Source organism: Bauldia litoralis, assembly GCF_900104485.1.
GTDB classification, from domain to species: domain Bacteria; phylum Pseudomonadota; class Alphaproteobacteria; order Rhizobiales; family Kaistiaceae; genus Bauldia; species Bauldia litoralis.
On sequence record NZ_FMXQ01000004.1, the window covers coordinates 121493 to 138670 of the forward strand.

At 68.1% G+C, this 17178-nt stretch carries 19 protein-coding genes and 1 pseudogene; 12 read left to right on the top strand and 8 right to left on the bottom strand.

What is annotated here, in order from left to right; genetic code table 11:
- Positions 1-73: 73 nt before the first annotated feature.
- A complete protein-coding gene (locus tag BLT60_RS10795) occupies positions 74-604 on the bottom strand; it encodes a DUF6647 family protein (RefSeq protein ID WP_244521216.1) in 531 nt (176 codons plus the stop codon).
- 54 nt (positions 605-658) lie between these two features.
- On the opposite strand from BLT60_RS10795, the gene BLT60_RS10800 reads away from it, so the two are divergent.
- Positions 659-1936, top strand: coding sequence for a winged helix-turn-helix domain-containing protein (locus BLT60_RS10800; RefSeq protein WP_210185593.1), 1278 nt, complete (start codon positions 659-661; stop codon positions 1934-1936).
- On the opposite strand, the gene BLT60_RS10805 is transcribed toward BLT60_RS10800, so the two are convergent.
- Positions 1895-2881, bottom strand: coding sequence for a TRAP transporter substrate-binding protein (locus BLT60_RS10805; protein ID WP_210185594.1), 987 nt, complete (start codon positions 2879-2881; stop codon positions 1895-1897). The two genes, BLT60_RS10800 and BLT60_RS10805, sit on opposite strands and share 42 nt — an antisense overlap.
- Positions 2882-3175: 294 nt before the next feature.
- A pseudogene (locus BLT60_RS10810) lies at positions 3176-3985 on the bottom strand (D-alanyl-D-alanine carboxypeptidase family protein); the annotation flags it as partial.
- Positions 3986-4180: 195 nt separating this feature from the next.
- Here BLT60_RS10810 and BLT60_RS10815 point away from each other — a divergent pair.
- Positions 4181-5353 (top strand): serine hydrolase domain-containing protein, encoded by a 1173-nt coding sequence (locus BLT60_RS10815; protein ID WP_244521217.1) that lies wholly within the window; start codon positions 4181-4183, stop codon positions 5351-5353.
- A gap of 105 nt (positions 5354-5458) precedes the next feature.
- On the opposite strand, the gene BLT60_RS10820 is transcribed toward BLT60_RS10815, so the two are convergent.
- Together BLT60_RS10820 and BLT60_RS10825 are read right to left on the bottom strand one after the other, a co-directional pair.
- On the bottom strand, positions 5459-5671 hold the full coding sequence (locus BLT60_RS10820; protein WP_090876467.1) for a hypothetical protein: 213 nt from the start codon (positions 5669-5671) through the stop codon (positions 5459-5461).
- Positions 5671-6468 (bottom strand): DUF2092 domain-containing protein, encoded by a 798-nt coding sequence (locus BLT60_RS10825; RefSeq protein ID WP_090876766.1) that lies wholly within the window; start codon positions 6466-6468, stop codon positions 5671-5673. The genes BLT60_RS10820 and BLT60_RS10825 overlap by 1 nt, the downstream gene beginning before the upstream one ends.
- A gap of 420 nt (positions 6469-6888) precedes the next feature.
- Here BLT60_RS10825 and BLT60_RS10830 point away from each other — a divergent pair, with 420 nt between their 5' ends.
- The 9 genes from BLT60_RS10830 to BLT60_RS10870 all read left to right on the top strand — a co-directional run bounded on the left by BLT60_RS10830 (position 6889) and on the right by BLT60_RS10870 (position 14630).
- On the top strand, positions 6889-7803 hold the full coding sequence (locus tag BLT60_RS10830; RefSeq protein ID WP_244521218.1) for a sulfurtransferase: 915 nt from the start codon (positions 6889-6891) through the stop codon (positions 7801-7803).
- Positions 7804-7893: 90 nt separating this feature from the next.
- Positions 7894-9123, top strand: a complete 1230-nt coding sequence (locus tag BLT60_RS10835) for a YeeE/YedE family protein (RefSeq protein WP_090876469.1) — start codon at positions 7894-7896, stop codon at positions 9121-9123.
- Positions 9120-9497 (top strand): hypothetical protein, encoded by a 378-nt coding sequence (locus tag BLT60_RS10840; protein ID WP_090876470.1) that lies wholly within the window; start codon positions 9120-9122, stop codon positions 9495-9497. Before BLT60_RS10835 ends, BLT60_RS10840 begins: the two co-directional genes overlap by 4 nt.
- Positions 9494-10090: a DUF6969 family protein gene (locus BLT60_RS10845; protein ID WP_090876471.1), complete on the top strand. Its 597-nt coding sequence runs from the start codon at positions 9494-9496 to the stop codon at positions 10088-10090. The genes BLT60_RS10840 and BLT60_RS10845 overlap by 4 nt, the downstream gene beginning before the upstream one ends.
- Before the next feature lie 94 nt (positions 10091-10184).
- Complete coding sequence (locus BLT60_RS10850) at positions 10185-11105, top strand: glycine--tRNA ligase subunit alpha (RefSeq protein WP_090876767.1); 921 nt, start codon at positions 10185-10187, stop codon at positions 11103-11105.
- Positions 11095-11460: a VOC family protein gene (locus tag BLT60_RS10855; protein ID WP_090876472.1), complete on the top strand. Its 366-nt coding sequence runs from the start codon at positions 11095-11097 to the stop codon at positions 11458-11460. Before BLT60_RS10850 ends, BLT60_RS10855 begins: the two co-directional genes overlap by 11 nt.
- Positions 11457-11849, top strand: coding sequence for a VOC family protein (locus tag BLT60_RS10860; protein ID WP_090876473.1), 393 nt, complete (start codon positions 11457-11459; stop codon positions 11847-11849). Before BLT60_RS10855 ends, BLT60_RS10860 begins: the two co-directional genes overlap by 4 nt.
- Before the next feature lie 11 nt (positions 11850-11860).
- Positions 11861-14236, top strand: coding sequence for a glycine--tRNA ligase subunit beta (glyS, locus tag BLT60_RS10865; RefSeq protein ID WP_090876474.1), 2376 nt, complete (start codon positions 11861-11863; stop codon positions 14234-14236).
- A 4-nt stretch (positions 14237-14240) separates the two neighbouring features.
- Positions 14241-14630 carry a DUF8058 family membrane protein gene (locus BLT60_RS10870; protein ID WP_090876475.1) on the top strand — a complete coding sequence of 130 codons (390 nt, stop codon included), beginning with the start codon at positions 14241-14243 and terminating at the stop codon, positions 14628-14630.
- Positions 14631-14822: 192 nt separating this feature from the next.
- Here BLT60_RS10870 and BLT60_RS10875 read toward each other — a convergent pair whose 3' ends face one another.
- Entirely contained in the window at positions 14823-15224 is a 402-nt protein-coding gene (locus BLT60_RS10875; protein ID WP_090876476.1) for a PRC-barrel domain-containing protein, read from the bottom strand.
- 160 nt (positions 15225-15384) lie between these two features.
- On the opposite strand from BLT60_RS10875, the gene BLT60_RS10880 reads away from it, so the two are divergent.
- Positions 15385-15540, top strand: a complete 156-nt coding sequence (locus tag BLT60_RS10880) for a DUF3096 domain-containing protein (RefSeq protein WP_090876477.1) — start codon at positions 15385-15387, stop codon at positions 15538-15540.
- Positions 15541-15619: 79 nt separating this feature from the next.
- Here BLT60_RS10880 and acuI read toward each other — a convergent pair whose 3' ends face one another.
- A complete protein-coding gene (gene acuI / locus BLT60_RS10885; RefSeq protein WP_090876478.1) occupies positions 15620-16612 on the bottom strand; it encodes an acrylyl-CoA reductase (NADPH) in 993 nt (330 codons plus the stop codon).
- Positions 16613-16651: 39 nt separating this feature from the next.
- Entirely contained in the window at positions 16652-17119 is a 468-nt protein-coding gene (locus BLT60_RS10890; RefSeq protein WP_090876479.1) for a YtoQ family protein, read from the bottom strand.
- Positions 17120-17178 lie beyond the last annotated feature (59 nt).

Sequence of the window (17178 nt, forward strand, 5' to 3'; positions counted from 1 at the left end):
CTGATCTGTCAAGCGCCGCGATCGCGACTGACCCGATCGTGCCAGTCGCCGGGGGATGCGAAGACGGTCCGGGTCAGTGCGTGCAGACGGTCGCGACGAGCACGGTTGCGGCGTTGATTCCGAAAGCGGCTTCCAGGTCCAGGCCGAAGAGGCGGAGCCATTCGTCTTGCGCACGATAGGCGAGACGCTCGCGCTCTGCCGGACATGCAAAGCGCGTTTCGTTCGACGCCTGGAGGTGATGGACCATCTCGTGCACCAGGACGGAGAGCTGCTCGGGCGTGCGGCCGTTCCAGGTTTCGCTGAGATAGATGGTGTGGCTGGCCTTGTCGTAGGCTCCCATCACGGCACCGGGTGAAACGGAGCTTGCCGGCCCGTAGCGGATCTCGACCAGCCTCGCGGGCGCGACCTTCGCAAGATCGGGTGACCGCGCCGCCGGCTCCAGGTCAAAATTCGCCACGAGCCAGAGCTCGATGGCGCCGATCACGGAGGGTGAGTCCTGACCCTCCACGGCGGCGGCCGGCGTTGCAGCGGCAATGCACAATGCGACGATAATCGATCGGGCTGAAGACATGAGCACGGCGGCGATCCCCGTATGGTTGATCATCGACGAGGCTGGGCCGTGCGGCGCGTGAAGTATTGAAAGAACCCTGAAAGCGCCTTGAAATTTTGCTACAATTCTCGCTGGAACATCGTTTCGGTGCCCGGCATGCAGGATTTGCGGACCATCCGCCTCGGCGATTTCGTGCTGAACCGCGCGGGCGGCTACCTGGAGGATGCGACGGGCGCCGAGCGGCCGCTCAGGCCGAAGTCGTATCGCCTGCTCGAGGTCCTGTGCGAGCGGCGCGGCACACTGGTCAGCAAGGATGACCTGATCCTTGAGGTCTGGCCGGACGTCATCGTCTCCGACGATTCTCTCGCCCATTGCGTCAGCGATATCCGGCGTGCCCTCGGGCCGCAGGCGGCCAAATTGCTGCGCACGATGCCGCGACGCGGCTACATGCTGGCGGCGGAGTCGGAAACCGCTTCCGATGCACGGCCGGTGTCAAAATCCGGTCTCGGTCTGGCCGCCGGTCTGGTCGCAGGCCTGTTGCTGGTCGCACCCGTTGTCTGGTGGGGAACGCCGCACCCGGCGCCCGACGAAGCGCCTGGCGCCGCGGTCACGGCCGTCCGGCAGGCGGAGGCACTGTTGGAGGGTCGCGACTGGCGACGCCGCGAGAACAATGAGCAGGCGCGGCGGCTGCTTGAGCAAGTCGTCTCTGAAGATCCCGACAATCCCGGAGCGTTGGCCGGCCTGGGGCTGACCTACTGGCTCGAAGTGCAGCACCTGGCCTGGGGCGGCGGCAGACGCGAAATGCAAAGGGCGCTCGAACTGGTCGAGCGCTCCGTGGCAAGCGGTGGAAGCGATCGTTCTCATCGGCTGCTTGCGGAGATGCGGCTGCTTGCTCCTTTCCAGGAACTGCGCTCACCGGTCGATGCGCTGGCAAGCGCGCGTGCCGCGGTTGCCATCGCGCCCGACGATGCCGACAATCTTGCCGTGCTGGCACAGGCGCTGGCTCTGACGGGCCACCCGACGGACGCCGTCGGCGTGATCGAGCAAGCCTTGCTCAAGAATCCGAGTCCGCCGGACTGGCATCGCCAGGTTGCCGGCCTCAGCTATCTGCTCGCCGGTGAGTCGGCCCGCGCAGCGGAGAGATTCGGCCCGCTCTACGGCGCCGGGACCTTCGCCAATGCGCGATGGTGGCCGGGATGGCTCTTCGCCGCGAGCCTTGCCCATGCCGGCCGGATCGACGAGGCGGAACTGGTGATAAGGGCCGCCCGGAAACAGCGACCCGAGCACAGCGTCGCCGCCGTGGCCCAGTCCTTCGATGGCTTTGCCGACGAGGCCGGCCGCGCCTTATTCCTCGATGGGCTGAGACTCGCCGGCTTGCCGGGTTGAGCCGGCCCATTCGACGTCGGTCCGCGATTGCCAGTCTGCAAAGTCGTCCGCGAAGCGGAGATAGTCGTCCCAGGCTTTCGCAAGGACCGGGTCGTTGGCAACGTCCTCAGCGATCACCTCGTCCCACGCCTTGCGCAACGCCAGGAGCACCTCGTCGGGCCAGCGGTGGAATTCGACGCCCATCGTGCGAAACCGGTCGAGAGCCTCGACCTGGCGTGCGACCGCCTCGGAAGCGGTCCAGGAAAGCGTGTCGCCGCAGGCCGCCTCGAGTATCGCCTTGTTGTGGTCTGAAAGCGCCGCCCAGCGCTGCTCGGGCATCAGGATCTCGAGCGAGGTGACGGGCTGCTGCCAGCCGGGGAAGTAGAGGTGCCCGGCGATCTCGGCGATTCCGAGTTCGGCATCGATCGACGGCAAGGAAAATTCCGCCGCCTCGATCAGCCCGGTCTCCAACGCCGGTCGGATTTCCTGGCCGGGCAGCTCATAAGCGATGACGCCGAGCCTTTGCAGCACCCTTGCGCCATAGCCGAAACTGCGCATCGCCAGGCCGTCCAGGTCCTCGATGCCATCGATGGGCTCCAGGAACCAGCCGCCGCCCTCCGACGGCAGGATGCCGCAGTAGAGGCTCTTCATGCCGTGGCGGGCATAGATCGCCTGCAGCGCCTCGCGGCCACCGCCGGACTGCATCCAGGCCGTGAAGACGGCCGGATCGGGACCGAAGGGGAAGCCGCTGAAGATCGTCAGCGCCGGATCCTCGCGGTGGTGGTGGCCCGCCGATCCCCAAACGGCGTCGATCAGGCCGGACTCGAGCGCACCGAATGTCTCCTGATCGAGCACGAGCCGGTCATGAACCTCAATGACGAAGCGGCCATCCGACAGGCGTCGCACGGTCTCGGCGAAACGTTCTCCGGCTTCGCCAAACAGTTTTGGATATAGGAGGCTGTTCATGCGCCAGTGGAGCGCGTCCTCCTGACTGACGGCCGGCTTCGCTGCGAGCGAGACTGCGAATGCAAGCCCGACAAGAACAAACGGGATTCGGAAAACCCTGATCGACGTCATCTCAAGATCCCCGGACCGTGAGTCGAAAGGCCCCTGTTTCGACCTGCGTGCTGGTCAGCGGCTTGCGAACCGTATCGGAGATGCAAGGCACGCGAAAGCCGCGGCACATGGCACGACTGTGCGTGCCGATTTTCCGAAGGGTTTCTACCTGCGTCGAAACAGCCGCCAGCGTTTGCGTTCAGGCGGAAGGTATTCCTCGAGGAGTTCGGTCATGCGCTGGTCGCGGGCGCGGCCGGTGTTGCCGCCGAGGACGACGGCGATGAGTTCGCGGCCGCCGCGGTTGGCCGAGCAGACCAGGTTGAAGCCCGAGGCCCGGGTGTAGCCGGTCTTGATGCCGTCGACGCCATCGACCCGGCCGAGGAGTTTGTTGTGGTTGGTGTAGGTCTTGCCGTCATAGCGGAAGGACTTGGTGTCGAAATATTTGAAGCTGCGCGGGAAATCGTCCTGCAGGGCCTTGCCGAGGATGGCCATGTCGCGCGCCGTCGTCACCTGGGCGGGATCGGGCAGGCCGGAGGCGTTGCGGAAGACGGTGCGGGTCATGCCGAGCTGTCGCGCCTTCGCGGTCATCGCCTGGGCGAAGGCGCTTTCGGTGCCGCTGATATGCTCGCCGACGGCGCAAGCGACGTCGTTGGCCGACTTGGTGACGAGGGCGAGGATGGCGTCGCGCGCCCGGATCGTCTGGCCGGGCTTGAGGCCGAGCTTGGTCGGCGGCTGCGCGGCGCAATGCGGCGACATGGCGATCTGGGTCCTGGAACTCATCCGGCCGCTGTTGATCGATGTGAACAGCATGTAGAGCGTCATCATCTTGGTCAGCGACGCCGGATGACGGCTGGCATCCGCCTGGTCCGAATAGAGGATCTTGCCAGTTTCGGCATCGACGACGATCGCCGCCTTCGGCGCGGCGACGGCCGCGCTGCCGGCCTGACCCGCCAGCCCCAGCGCCAGCGCGACAATCGCCAGCGTCCGTCCCCGATGTCTCAGCCCTCGAAACATGACTGGTCAGATAACACAGGCGACCGTCGCCCGACCACCGCTGGGGGGACGCGAATTTGATCGGGATGCCCGCGGGCCAGGCGGCGGTCAGGAAGTGTTAGGGACCGCCTGACATTTGCGGTGGCCCGTGACGCGGACCCGGCCTATTGCTGGGCGGGAGAGATCGCAGGCCGACAAGGATCGGGGGAGATGACGATGCGCGCTGTCAGAATGGGATGTGTTGGCGTGGTGGTGGCCGGGCTGTCGTCAGGCGCGATTGCCGAGGAGGGCATGGCCGATCTCGGCGACATGCTCGAGCCGATCCAGCAGGAGTTTGCGCTTCCAGCGCTGTTCGCCGCGGTCGCCAAGGACGGCGAGATCGTCGCCGCCGGCGCGGTCGGCGAACGGGCGCTGGGCAGCGGCGTTGCGGTGACCATCGACGACCGCATCCACATCGGCTCCGACGGCAAGGCGATGACCGCGACGATCGCCGGAATGCTGGTCGAGAGCGGTGACCTGCGCTGGGATTCGACCATCGGCGAAGTGCTTGGCGACGCGGTGCCCGGGATGAATCCCGGCCTTGCCGCGGTGACCCTCGACCAGCTCCTGTCCCATAGCAGCGGCATCCCGACCGATACGGAAGAGATGATCGACATCTATTTCAATGCCAACGCCTTCGACAACAGCCCGACGGCGCTCCGCCTGATGGCGCTCGACGCGTGGAAGCACAATGCGCCGGTTGTGCCAGAAGGGTCGGCTTTCCAGTATGCCAATTTCGGCTACATGACCGCCGGCGCGATGATCGAGGCGGTGACCGGGCAGCCGTGGGAAGCGCTGATCCGCGGACGGATCTACAATCCGCTCGGACTGAAAAGCGCCGGCCTCGGCCCGACGGCGACGACGGGGCTGATCGATGCGGCGGTCGGGCACCTGAAGCTTGAAGACGGCACGATCGAACCGCGCCTGTGGGGCTCATGGGCGGACGTGCCGCCGCTCCTTGCGCCGGTCGGGACGAACCACATGTCGATCCTCGACTTTGCCCACTGGGCCGCCTGGAATGCCGGCAAGGGGATGCGCGGACCGCAGCTGGTCCAGCCGCCGACGCTGGCGCATATCCATGCCGAAAAGCTCCGCACGCCGGAGCGGCCGAATCCGCCGCCGGGGACTCCGAAGCAGGGCGGCTACGCCTACGGCTGGAGCATCGAGAAGTTCGACTGGGCGGAGGAAGAACTCCTCACCCACAACGGCTCCAACAACTTCAACCTGGCGAAGATCCTCATCGACCAGGACCGCGACCTGGCGATCGTGGTGGTGACCAATGTCGGTGGCCGCGACTCCGACCTCGGCGCCGGCAAGGCGATGGGCGAACTCTACCAGCGCTACAAGTAAGGGCAGCGAAGCCGGGGCGGCATCCGGGCGCCCCTCATCATCGTCTGGGCGACGGTCCTCCTCCCCCGCGAACGGGGGAGGAGCGCATTGGCTCTTTTCTGCCGGTCAGCAGTAGTAGACGCCCGCGGCGCAGCGGCGGACGGTGCGGCGGCCGACGCCGGCGACGCTGACCGGGGTCAGCGGGCGGCCGACCCGGGCGCTGGCCTCGTTGACGACGCCGTGGACGCCGGGGACGGACAGGCCCTGGCCGAGTTCAAGGCCGGTGATGGCGACGGCGACGGCGAAGAGGCCGACGGCGATGCGTTTGGTCAGGTTCATTATTTTGCGTCTCCGGTCAGGGTGAAGTTGTCGGGCAGCTTGTCGGCGATGGCGTTGGCGTCGACCTTGGTCGCGCCGTCCGGGATGACGGCGGTGAAGTCGCTGCCGACGGCGTCGGCGCCGGCCTTCCAGTCGCTGACCACCATCGTGTATTGCGGCGAGCCGCCGACCGTCTTGCTGCTGATGGTATAGCGGCAGGGGTGGGGAGCGTCGCCGACGGCGATCCAGATCTGCCAGTCGACGTCATCGGTGCGGAAGGCGAAGTGGTTGCATTCGATGCCGCCGACGACGCCGCTGCCGAGGTCCTTGACGTCGGTGACCAGCGGCATGAGCTGGGCGTTGACATCGGCCATCAGCAGGTCCGCTGCGGGCAGAGGGCGCTTGTACGTGTCGCGCAGGGTGTCGATCAGGTTGTCGATGTCGCCGGGGACGTCGATCTCGCCATAGGCGTTGGCCGACTTGGCGACGAAGGTCATCGTCTTGCCGTCGAAGACCATCTCGACATCGGCGAAGCCGCCGGTGCGGGTCGCCGCCATCTTGTCGGGCCGGGCGACCGAGACGGTGCCGGAACTGGCCAGCGTCAGGGTCTGCTCCTCGGGGGTGACGAGGTCGAGCGTCGCGTCATAGGTGAAGGAGAAGGCGGTCTGCGCCGCCATGTAATCCGACATTTCCTGAAAGATGCGGCGGGCATCCTGTTCGTCGGCCGAGGCCGTCGTGGCGAAGAGCCCGGCGACGACGGCAAGCGCTGTCATCGACGGCAAGGCGACAGAAGTCTTCAGGCTGCGACCGTATCTCATGGGCATGACTTTCCTTCCCTGGGGGCGGTTATGACGTTTCGACGCTTCGCCTGATGGCCCGCGACGGCAGGCCTGTCGAGGCAGGTATTCTGCGGCTCGGATTCTGGACCAAGGTCCTTAACAATCGGCGCGTGCGGGACAGGCGGATTGTAGCAAATGCGATCATCGTTAAGAAGACGGTTCGCCTGGTCGTGCCGACCGGGAAGGGCAGCGGTCCTGGCGGCGGCGCCCGTGAATTGCGCGCGCCATGCTGCCGGACGGCGCGGGGGCGCAAAACTATTTTCCGTTTGTCCGGTTGCCGGAGTGGCCGTTTCCTCGTCGTCGGGGGGCGGGTTACCTAGCTATGAGTCCAGTTTTCCGCATGCCCTGACGATACGCATCCAGCGTCATCGCCTGGCAACCATGAAAAGGACCGCACCCGTGACCCGTCTCCCCATCGCCATCGCGGCGCTTGCCGCGTTCGCTTCCCCCGCCCTGGCGCTCGACGGCGCCGGCCCGCTTGTCGACGCCGCCTGGGTTGTCGAGCATGCCGGCCAGGAGAATGTCGTCATCGTCGACGTCCGCGGCGATGTCGAGAACACCGATCTCGGCGACAAGCCGTACATCGCCCATGCCGTGTCGGCCCCCTACGGCACCGCCGGCTGGCGGACGGAGATCGACGGCGTGCCGGGCAAGATCCCGCCGGTCGCCGACATCACCGGCCTGATCGAGAGCCTCGGCATCGACAATGACGACCACGTGGTGATCGTGCCCTGGGGCACCGATTCCACCGAGTTTGGTTCGGCGACCCGCATCTACTGGACGTTCCGCTATCTCGGCCATGACGCGGTTTCGATCCTCGACGGCGGCTGGCGCCAGTATGACGCCATCGGCGGCGAGCGCGTCGCCGAGCCGGTGACGCCGGAGACATCGTCCTTCGAGGTGACGATCAACGACACGCTGCTCGCCACGACCGAGGACGTGCTGGCGGCGCTGGAGAACAAGACGCCGCTGGTCGACGGCCGCCCGGTCGAGCAGTTCCGTGGCGAATCCAAGAGCCCGGTCGTCGCCGTCGCCGGCACCATCCCCGGTTCGGTCAACCTGCCGCATTCGGAGCTCTACAGCGGCGAATACGCCCAGTTCGCCCAGCCGGAGACGGTGGCGGCCCTGGCGAGCGCCGTCGGCGTTGGCGCGGACGACGCCAACATCACCTTCTGCAACACCGGCCACTGGGCCTCGGTGGCGTGGTTCGGCCTGAGCGAGGTGCTCGGCAACGACAAGACCGCCATGTATGATGGCTCGATGGCCGAATGGACGCAGGATCCGTCCCGTCCGATGGATCCCGCCCGCCAGTAGCAGGGCCCCCTGGCAACCGGGCGGCGCGTGGCCGACGTCGCGCGCCGCCCGCTGCCGTCAATCGTCGTTCCAGACCGGATTGCCCCGACCATGAGCCTTTCCGCTTCGGCCCCGACCGCTTCAGGCGGTTTCCTGCCCGAGCTTGCCGTCGACCGCAGCCCGGCGACGGTGGCGGCCGCCTTCCTGCTCGCCGGATTCGCCGCGATCTGGTGGCTGGTCGATCTCCGCCAGGCGACCCTGCTGCTGATCGGCGGCGGGTTTGGCGTCGCGCTCTATCACGGCTCCTTCGGCTTCACCGGGGCGTGGCGGCGCATGGTGGTGGAACGGCGCGGGCGCGGGATGCGCGCCCAGATGCTGATGGTCGGCGTCGCGGCGATCGCCATGATGCCGCTGATCGCCGCCGGCAGCCTCGGCAGCCAGCCGCTGGTCGGCGCCATCGCGCCGGTCGGTGTCTCGGTGCTGGTCGGCGCGGCGATCTTCGGTCTCGGCATGCAACTCGGCGGCGGTTGCGGCTCCGGCACGCTGTTCACCGTCGGCGGCGGCTCGACCCGCATGCTGGTGACGCTGGCCTTCTTCATCGTCGGCGCGGTGATCGGCACGGCGCATCTGCCGTGGTGGCTCGAACAGCCGTCGCTGCCGCCGATCGGGCTCGGCACGGAGCTCGGCCTGCCGCTCGCCATCGCCGTGACGGTGGCCGGGCTGGCGGCGGTCGCGCTGATCACCGCCGTCATCGAAAAGCGCCCCCATGGCGGCCTCGAGAGCGAACCCGCGCCGCGCCGGCCGGGATGGCGCTGGCTGCTGGTCGGCCCGTGGCCGCTGGTCGGGGCAGGGCTGGCGCTGGCGCTCCTCAACATCGCGACGCTGCTGGTCGCCGGTCACCCCTGGTCGATCACCTATGGATTCGGCCTGTGGGGCGCCAAGATCGCCGCGGCGGTTGGCGTACCGGTCGAAACCTGGACATTCTGGACCTGGCCGGCCCAGGCCGAGGCCCTGTCGAATTCGGTGCTTGCCGACACGGTGTCGGTGATGGATTTCGGGCTCATCCTCGGTGCGGCGCTGGCAGCCTCGCTCGCCGGCAAGTTCGCGCCGAAGGCGGCGCTGCCGCTGGCGTCGCTGGTCGCGGCGGCGGCGGGCGGCCTGCTGATGGGCTATGGCGCCCGGCTCAGCTTCGGCTGCAACATCGGTGCGCTTTTCTCCGGTATTGCCTCCGGCAGCCTGCATGGCTGGTTGTGGTTCGCATCGGCCTTTGTCGGGTCGCTGGTCGGCGTTGCCGCGCGGCCGCTGTTCGGGCTGGATGGCTTCAAGCGGAGGCAGGCATGAGCGAGGGTCGCAACACCGCGCTGTTCGCCGCCGCCCTTGCCCTGACGACGGCTGCGGTGACCTACGATCACGTCGCCTGGGGCGTGCCCGAGCCGGCGCCGGCCGCGTCCTCCGCGCCGGTGGCGCGCGGTGCCTCGCCCTGTTCGGCCGGGACGCCGGTGCAATCGCCCTGCGCCGCCGGGGCGCCGCTCAAGGCGGCCCCGCCGCCGCCCGCGCCGATGCCGCAGGCAAAGGAGGGCAAGCTGCCGCCACCGCCGCCCCCCGCGCCGAAGCCGACGGCCGAAGCCCCCCGCGCCGCGCCGCCGCCGCCGCCGGCCAGGCTGCCGGAGGGCGCATCCGAAGCGCCCGATCTGGTGCCGGACCGCGACCCGTGAGCGACGCGGCCCGCACGACTGCCCGCCAGGAGATCGCCTTCTGCGCGCAGGTGCTGGCCAAGGGCGGCGCGACGGTGCTGACCGAAACGCTGCGCGGGGTCGAGCAGCCCGACACCTGGACCGCCTATCCGGTCGGCGAGGTCTTCGATCCGCAAAGCGGCGCGCAGTGGTTCTACCACTGCCACGATCCGTCGCCGGGGGCGGCCGAGCACGGCCATTTTCACTGCTTCATCCGGCCGGAGGGCAAGGACGGGCCGATCCATCACCTGTGCGCCGTTGGCGTCGACGCCCACGGCCGCCTGCTGCGGCTGTTCACCGTCAACCAGTGGGTGGTCGGCGACGACTGGCTGGAGGCGGAAGCGACGATCGCGCTGCTGCCGCGCTTCGACGTTCACATGCCGCAGCCGAATTACCTGGTGAACCGCTGGCTGACCGCCGTGCTGACCGCCCATGAGCCGGAGATTGCCGCCCTGATCCGCGCCCGCGACACCGCGATTGCCGGCCATCGGCCGCAAGACGGTGGCGCGGCGCGCGACAGCCATGCACTGGAGGTGACGGCCGAGCACCGGCTCGACGGCCCTGACCCGGCTTGACCCCTAGGCCTGCACCTTTATAGCTTCCCGCGCCGTTTGCCGGCCGATCTTCGCGGGACCCATCCGACCCATGACCGACGCCTTGCCGACCCATATGCGCCCGGACCGCTCGTTTCAGGGGCTGATCCTCGCGCTGCAGCGCTACTGGGCGGACTATGGCTGCGCCGTCCTCCAGCCCTACGATTCCGAGATGGGGGCGGGGACCTTTCACCCGGCGACCACCTTGCGGGCGCTGGGACCGCGGCCGTGGAAGGCGGCCTATGTGCAGCCGTCGCGGCGACCGACCGACGGGCGCTATGGTGACAACCCCAACCGGCTGCAGCACTATTACCAGTTCCAGGTGATCATCAAGCCGTCGCCGCCGGACCTCCAGGACCTCTACCTCAAGTCGCTCGGCGCGATCGGCCTCGACATGGGGCTCCACGACGTGCGCTTCGTCGAGGACGACTGGGAGAGCCCGACGCTGGGTGCCTGGGGGCTGGGCTGGGAATGCTGGTGCGACGGCATGGAGGTGTCGCAATTCACCTATTTCCAGCAGGTCGCGGGCTTCGCCTGCGAGCCGGTGGCCGGCGAGCTGACCTACGGGCTGGAGCGGCTGGCGATGTATGTGCAGGGCGTCGACAACGTCTACGACCTCAACTTCAACGGCCGCGAGGGCGCCGACAAGGTGACCTATGGCGACGTCTTCCTCCAGGCCGAGCGGGAATACTCGCGGCACAATTTCGAGCATGCCGACACCGAGATGCTGAAGCGCCATTTCGAGGATGCCGAGCGCGAGTGCCGGGCGCTGCTCGATGCCGGGGCACCCGGCGAGGCCGGCGCGGCGCATCAACTGGCGCTGCCGGCCTATGACCAGTGCATCAAGGCGAGCCATGCCTTCAACCTGCTCGATGCGCGCGGCGTCATCGCGGTGACCGAGCGGCAGAGCTATATCCTGCGGGTGCGCGAACTGGCCAAGGCCTGTGGCGCGGCGTGGCTGGCGACCGAGGGGGGAGGGCTGTCCGATGCGGCTTGACCACGTCAATATCCGCGCCAACGACCAGGAGGCGATGCGCGACTTCCTGGTGACGGTGCTGGGGCTGAGGGTCGGCGAGCGGCCGCCCTTCGACTTCCCCGGCTACTGGCTCTATCTCGGCGACACCGCGATCGTCCACATGCAGGGCACCGACCGCGACCCGAAGGAGGCCGGCTGGATCGACCACCTCGCCTTCGGGCCGTTCGACTTCGACGCCAAGCGGGCCGAGCTCGACGCGGCCGGCATCGCCTATCGCGCCACGCAGGTGCCGGACCGGCCGCTTCGCCAGATCTTCGTCATCGGGCCGGAGGGCGTGAAGCTCGAACTGCAATGCCCGGACGGGGTGAAGCCATGAGCCAGGCCAAGATCATCGCCCATGCGCCGATCCTGATGGTGCGGAACGTCCCGGCGAGCGTCGCCTACTGGGTCGACAAGGTCGGCTTCACGGTCGGCGGCATGTGGGGCGAGCCGCCGGACTTCGCCATCCTCAAGCGCGACAGCGCCCACCTGATGCTGAGCCAGGTCCGCGCCGAGGACACCATCGTTCCCCACTGGCGGATGCGCGACCAGATGTGGAACGCCTATTTCTGGGTCGACGATGCGCGCGCCATGTATGACGAGATGAAGAGCCGCGGCGCGACCATCGATTACGAACTCGGTGAGAAGCCGTACGGCGTGCTCGAATTCGGCATCCAGGACCTCGACGACCAGGACATCGCCTTCGGCCAGGACCTGGGAAAGTAGAATAACCGACCATGCCTGATCTTTTGTTCGAACTGTTTTCGGAAGAGATTCCCGCTCGCATGCAGCGCAAGGCGGCGGACGACCTGCGCAAGCTGGTCACCGACGCGCTGGTCGAGGCGGGGCTGGTCTATGAGGGCGCCCGGGCTTTCGCCACGCCGCGCCGGCTGGCGCTGACCGTCCACGGGCTGCCGGCGCGCTCGCCGGACACCCGCGAGGAGCGAAAAGGGCCGCGCGTCGGCGCGCCCGACAAGGCGATCGAGGGGTTCCTGCGCGGCGCCGGGTTGTCGTCGATCGAGCAGGCGACGATCCAGGAGACCAAGAAGGGCGACGTCTATGTCGCCGTCATCGAGAAGGCCGGGCGGACGGCGGAAGAGGTGATCGCCGAGATCGTGCCGGCCGTGGTGCGCGGCTTCCCGTGGCCGAAGGCGATGCGCTGGGGCGCGGCCTCGGCCAGGCCGGGCAGCCTGACCTGGGTGCGGCCGCTGCATTCGGTGCTTTGCGTCTTCGGGCCGGAGACCGAGGACACCGAGGTGGTGCCCTTCGAGATCGACGGCATCGTCTCCGGCGACACGACCCACGGCCACCGCTTCATGGCGCCGGACGCGATCCGGGTGAAGCGCTTCGACGACTACGGGCCGAAGCTGGAAAAGGCCAGGGTGGTGCTCGACGCCGACCGGCGGAAGGAGATGATCCTCGCCGATGCCCGCGACCGGGCGCTGGCGCTCGGCCTCGAACTTGTCGAGGACGAGGGGCTGCTGGAAGAAGTCGCCGGGCTGGTCGAATGGCCGGTGGTGCTGGTCGGCTCCTTCGACGCGGACTTCCTGGAGATCCCGCCGGAGGTCATCCGCGCCACCATCCGCGCCAACCAGAAGTGCTTTGTGCTCCAAGAGGCGGGGAGCGCGGAACGCGCGACAGGGAAAGAAAATCCTTCCGGTGCCGCGTCCTTCGAGGCTCCGCTGCGCGGAGCACCTCAGGATGGCGAGGGGAGAGGAAGTGTTGAGGGTGCGGATGTGGCAGGCAAATCGCCTGGCCATCCTGAGGCGCCGGCAGCGGCAGAGGAGCAGGGCGCCCCGCTTCGCCATCCTGAGGTGCGAGCGGAGCGAGCCTCGAAGGACGCACAGGCGCGCCTCGCCAACCGCTTCGTCCTGGTTGCCAACATCGAGGCGCCGGATGGCGGCAAGGCGATCGTCGCCGGCAACGAGCGGGTCATCCGGGCGCGCCTCGCCGACGCGCGGCATTTCTGGCGGACCGACCTCGCGCCGCTGGCCGGCTATCGCGAATCGAGCGACAAGCCGCTCGACCAGCGGCTGGCCAAGCTCAGAGCGCAGAACATCGTCTTCCACGAGAAGCTGGGGACGCAAGGCGAACGGGTCGAACGCATCGCGCGGCTGGCCCGCGAGATCGCGCCGCTGGTCGGCGCCGATGCCGGCAAGGCGGAGCGGGCGGCCAATCTCGCCAAGGCCGATCTTGTCTCGGAGATGGTCGGCGAGTTTCCGGAACTGCAGGGGCTGATGGGCCGCTACTACGCCGCGGCGCAGGGCGAGGACCCGTCGGTCGCGGCGGCGATCGAGGATCACTACAAGCCGGTGGGCCCGTCCGACAGCGTGCCGACCGACCCGGTGGCGATTGCCGTGGCGCTGGCCGAGAAACTCGACATGCTGGTCGGCTTCTGGTTCGAAGAAGAGAAGCCGACGGGCTCAAAGGATCCGTATGCGCTGCGGAGGGCGGCTCTTGGGGCTCTCCGTGTGATCCTTTCGAACGAGGCTCGGCTTCACCTTGAAGAAATAATCGGTTTCGCCTGGCGTGCCCACGCGGCGAGGAACACTGGCATAACGACAGCGGCACGCCGCGAGATCTTGACGCCTGATCTCCTCGCCTTCTTTGCCGATCGCCTCAAGGTCCAGCTTCGCGAGCAGGGCGCGCGGCACGATCTTGTCGATGCGGTGATCGCGCTCGAGGGGCAGGACGACCTCCTCCTCATCGTCCGCCGCGTCGAGGCGCTCGGGCGTTTTCTCGAGACCGAGGACGGAAAAAACCTGCTGGCCGGGACCAAGCGGGCTGCCAACATTCTCCGCGAGGAGGAAAAGAAAGCCGGCGAATCCTTCGACGGTGCCGTCGATGCCGGTCGGCTGGTCGCGCCGGAGGAAAAGGCGCTCTACGAGGCGATCGGCGCGGCGACCGGCGAAGTCGAGGCCGCCGTCGCGGTCGAGGATTTCGACGACGCGATGCGGGCGCTGGCGCGGCTGCGCGCGCCGGTCGATGCGTTTTTCGAGGCGGTGCGCGTCAATGACGACGACCCAGAAATCCGGGCCAACCGGCTCCGTCTCCTCAACCTGATCCGCGAGGCGACGCGCGCCGTGGCGGACTTCTCCAGGATCGAAGGCTAGCCCCATGTCGACCACCCAACCGGCCTCGGCCGTCGGACCCTATGCCCGCGGCGCCGGCCGCTTCGCGATGATCGTCGGCTTCATCATCGTCCTGTGGTGGGCGTGGCTGCTGGTCACCGACGACGTGCCGGACCTTTACACCCGGCCGGTCGCCATGTGGTTCCACATCGCCGGCGAAATCACCACGGCGGCGATCCTCATCGTCGCCGGCTACGGCATGCTGGCGGCGACGGCCTGGGCGCGAAAGCTCTACCTGGTGGCGACCGGCATGCTGCTCCTGGTCGTCATCCACGCGGTCGCCTGGTACGGCAGCCACGGCGACTTCCCGATGGTCGTCGCCTTCTGCATCCTCGCCGTCCTCAGCGTCTTCTTCGCGCTCCGCGCGGAGGAGTAGACTCGGCTCACAGGGCGCCCCCTCCACCACCCTGCGGGTGGTCCCCCTCCCCCGTGGACCGGGGAGGAGCGCGGGGGCGATGTCGGGCCTGAATTCCGAACGGAAGCGACAGGGCAAGTCCTCCCCCGCAAGGCGGGGGAGGGGGACCATGCGTCAGCATGGTGGAGGGGGCGCGTCCCTACAAGACCGAGATCAGATCCAGTAGGGCGGGACGCCCCAGTAGGAGTAGATCAGCGGGTCGCGGTTGGGGTCGCGGTCGCTCCACCAGTCGTCTTCGCGGCTGTATTTGGGGGCGCCGGCGAGTTGTTCGTCGCTGACATTGACCTCGTAGCCGCCGAGTTCGGTGTTGTAGGTCAGCACCGACCACGGCAACGGATAGGAGTCCTCGCCGATGCCGAGGAAGCCGCCGAAATTCATCACCGCATAGGCGGCCTTGCCGGATTGCTTGTCGAGCATGACGCGCTCGATATGGCCGATCTTGTCGCCGCTCGAACGGTAGACGTCGGTGCCTTCGACCTTGTCGCTGGCGATCAGGTCGCGGGCCGGGATGTCGCCGGATTCGTTGGCGGCGCGTGGGGTCTCGTGAGTGTTCATGGCTCTGGTCTCCTGCGTTGTTTCCCGTCGTTGAGAGAACGGGCGAGCGGGAGACTTGGTTCCGGCGACGGCGTTCGTCGGCAGCGCTTTTTGACGCCGGTTGCGGCAGACTCGCGGCCGTGATTCGCCGGGGGGCGGATCGAACCGAGGAGCCAACATCATGGAACTCAACTTCGTGACGATCCAGCCGATCGTGGCGCTGATCGCCGGCATCCTGATCCTGGTAATGCCGCGGATCCTGAACTTCGTCGTGGCGCTCTACCTGATCTTCATCGGCGTCATCGGCCTCTGGCCGAACGTCCTGAACGGCGGCTGAGGCAGGCGCGCCAGCGCCACGGGCCGGCCGCCCTTCGCGGGGCGGCGGGCCGTCGCGCGGGCGTCAGGCGTGCCGGCCGTCAGTCGATCTCGACGACCAGCCGGCCGCGCACCTTGCCGGCCAGGATGTCATGGGCGGCGTTGACCAACCCGCTGAAGGGCAGGGTGGTGGTGATCGCCGCGAGCTTGTCGCGGTCGAGATCGCGCGCCAGCCGCGACCACGCCTCGATGCGGCGCGGCTTCGGCTGGTAGACGGAATCGATGCCGATCAGCGACACGCCGCGCAGGATGAAGGGCGCGACGGACGTCGGCAGGTCCATGCCGCCGGCATTGCCGCAGGCGGCGACTGCGCCGCCGCGCCGGGTCATCGCCAGTACGTTGGCCAGCGTGTTGCCGCCAACCGCATCGATGGCGCCGGCCCAGCGCTCCTTGCCGAGCAGTTTCGGCGGCGCGGAGAGTTCGGCGCGGTCGAGAATGTCGCTTGCCCCGAGACCGCGCAGGTAATCGTGCTCATGCTCGCGGCCGGTGACGGCGATCACCTCATGGCCAAGGCGCGACAGCAGCGACACGGCGACCGAGCCGACGCCACCGGCGGCGCCCGTCACCACGATGGGACCGGAGCCGGCGGCGACGCCCTGGCGCTCCAGCGCCATGACGGCGAGCATCGCGGTATAGCCGGCGGTGCCGATCGCCATGGCCTCCGCGCCGGTGAAGCCGTCGGGGAGCGGGATCAGCCAGTCGCCGCTGACCCGCGCCATCTGGCTATAGGCGCCAAGGTGGGTTTCGCCGACGCCCCAGCCGTTCAGCACCACCTTGTCGCCGGCCTTGAAGTCGGCATGGGTCGAGGCCTCGACGGTGCCGGCGAAATCGATCCCCGGGATCATCGGGAAGCGGCGGACCACCGGCAGCTTGCCGGTGATGGCGAGGCCGTCCTTGTAGTTGACGGTCGAATAGTCGACGCGAATGTCGACATCGCCCTCCATCAGGTCGGCGGGCGTCAGGGTCGTCTCGGCGACCGACTGTTCCTTGGTCTCTTCGTCGCGGCTGACGACCAGGGCCTTGAAGCTGTCCATGCGAAGGGTCCTTTGTGACTGCGGGCGAGCCGAACCGGCCTACGTGTCCTTGTAGCCGGCGAGCTTGCCGTCGATGACGTAGAGCAGGATGGCGACGACCTGGTCCGGCGTCTCGGCGACGGCAAGGGCCGCGGCGTCGACTTCCTTCAGCGCGTGCTGGTGTTCGGGCTGGTGGAGGACGACGATCGCCTTACCGAGGGCCGCGGCGTAACCGGCGTCGAAGGCGGCGTTCCACTGCTTGTACTTGTCGCCGAAGCGGACGACGACGATATCGGCCTCCTCGATCAGCGTGCGGGTGCGGATGGCGTTGAGCCGGGCGCCTTTGGCGTCGTGCCAGAACTTGTCCCCTTCGGCGCCGAGGATGGCGACGCCGCAATCGTCGGAGGCGGCGTGGTCGGTGACCGGCGCGCTGAAGCGCACGTCGAGGTCGGCGGCCCTGGCCCCGGCGGCGATCGTCTCGCGCCAGTCGGTATGGATCTCGCCGGAAAGGTAGACGCTCCAGGTCACGGGTCGGGCTCCTTCAGGATGGGTGTTCAGGCCCACCGCCTAGCATGGCCGGGAGGGAC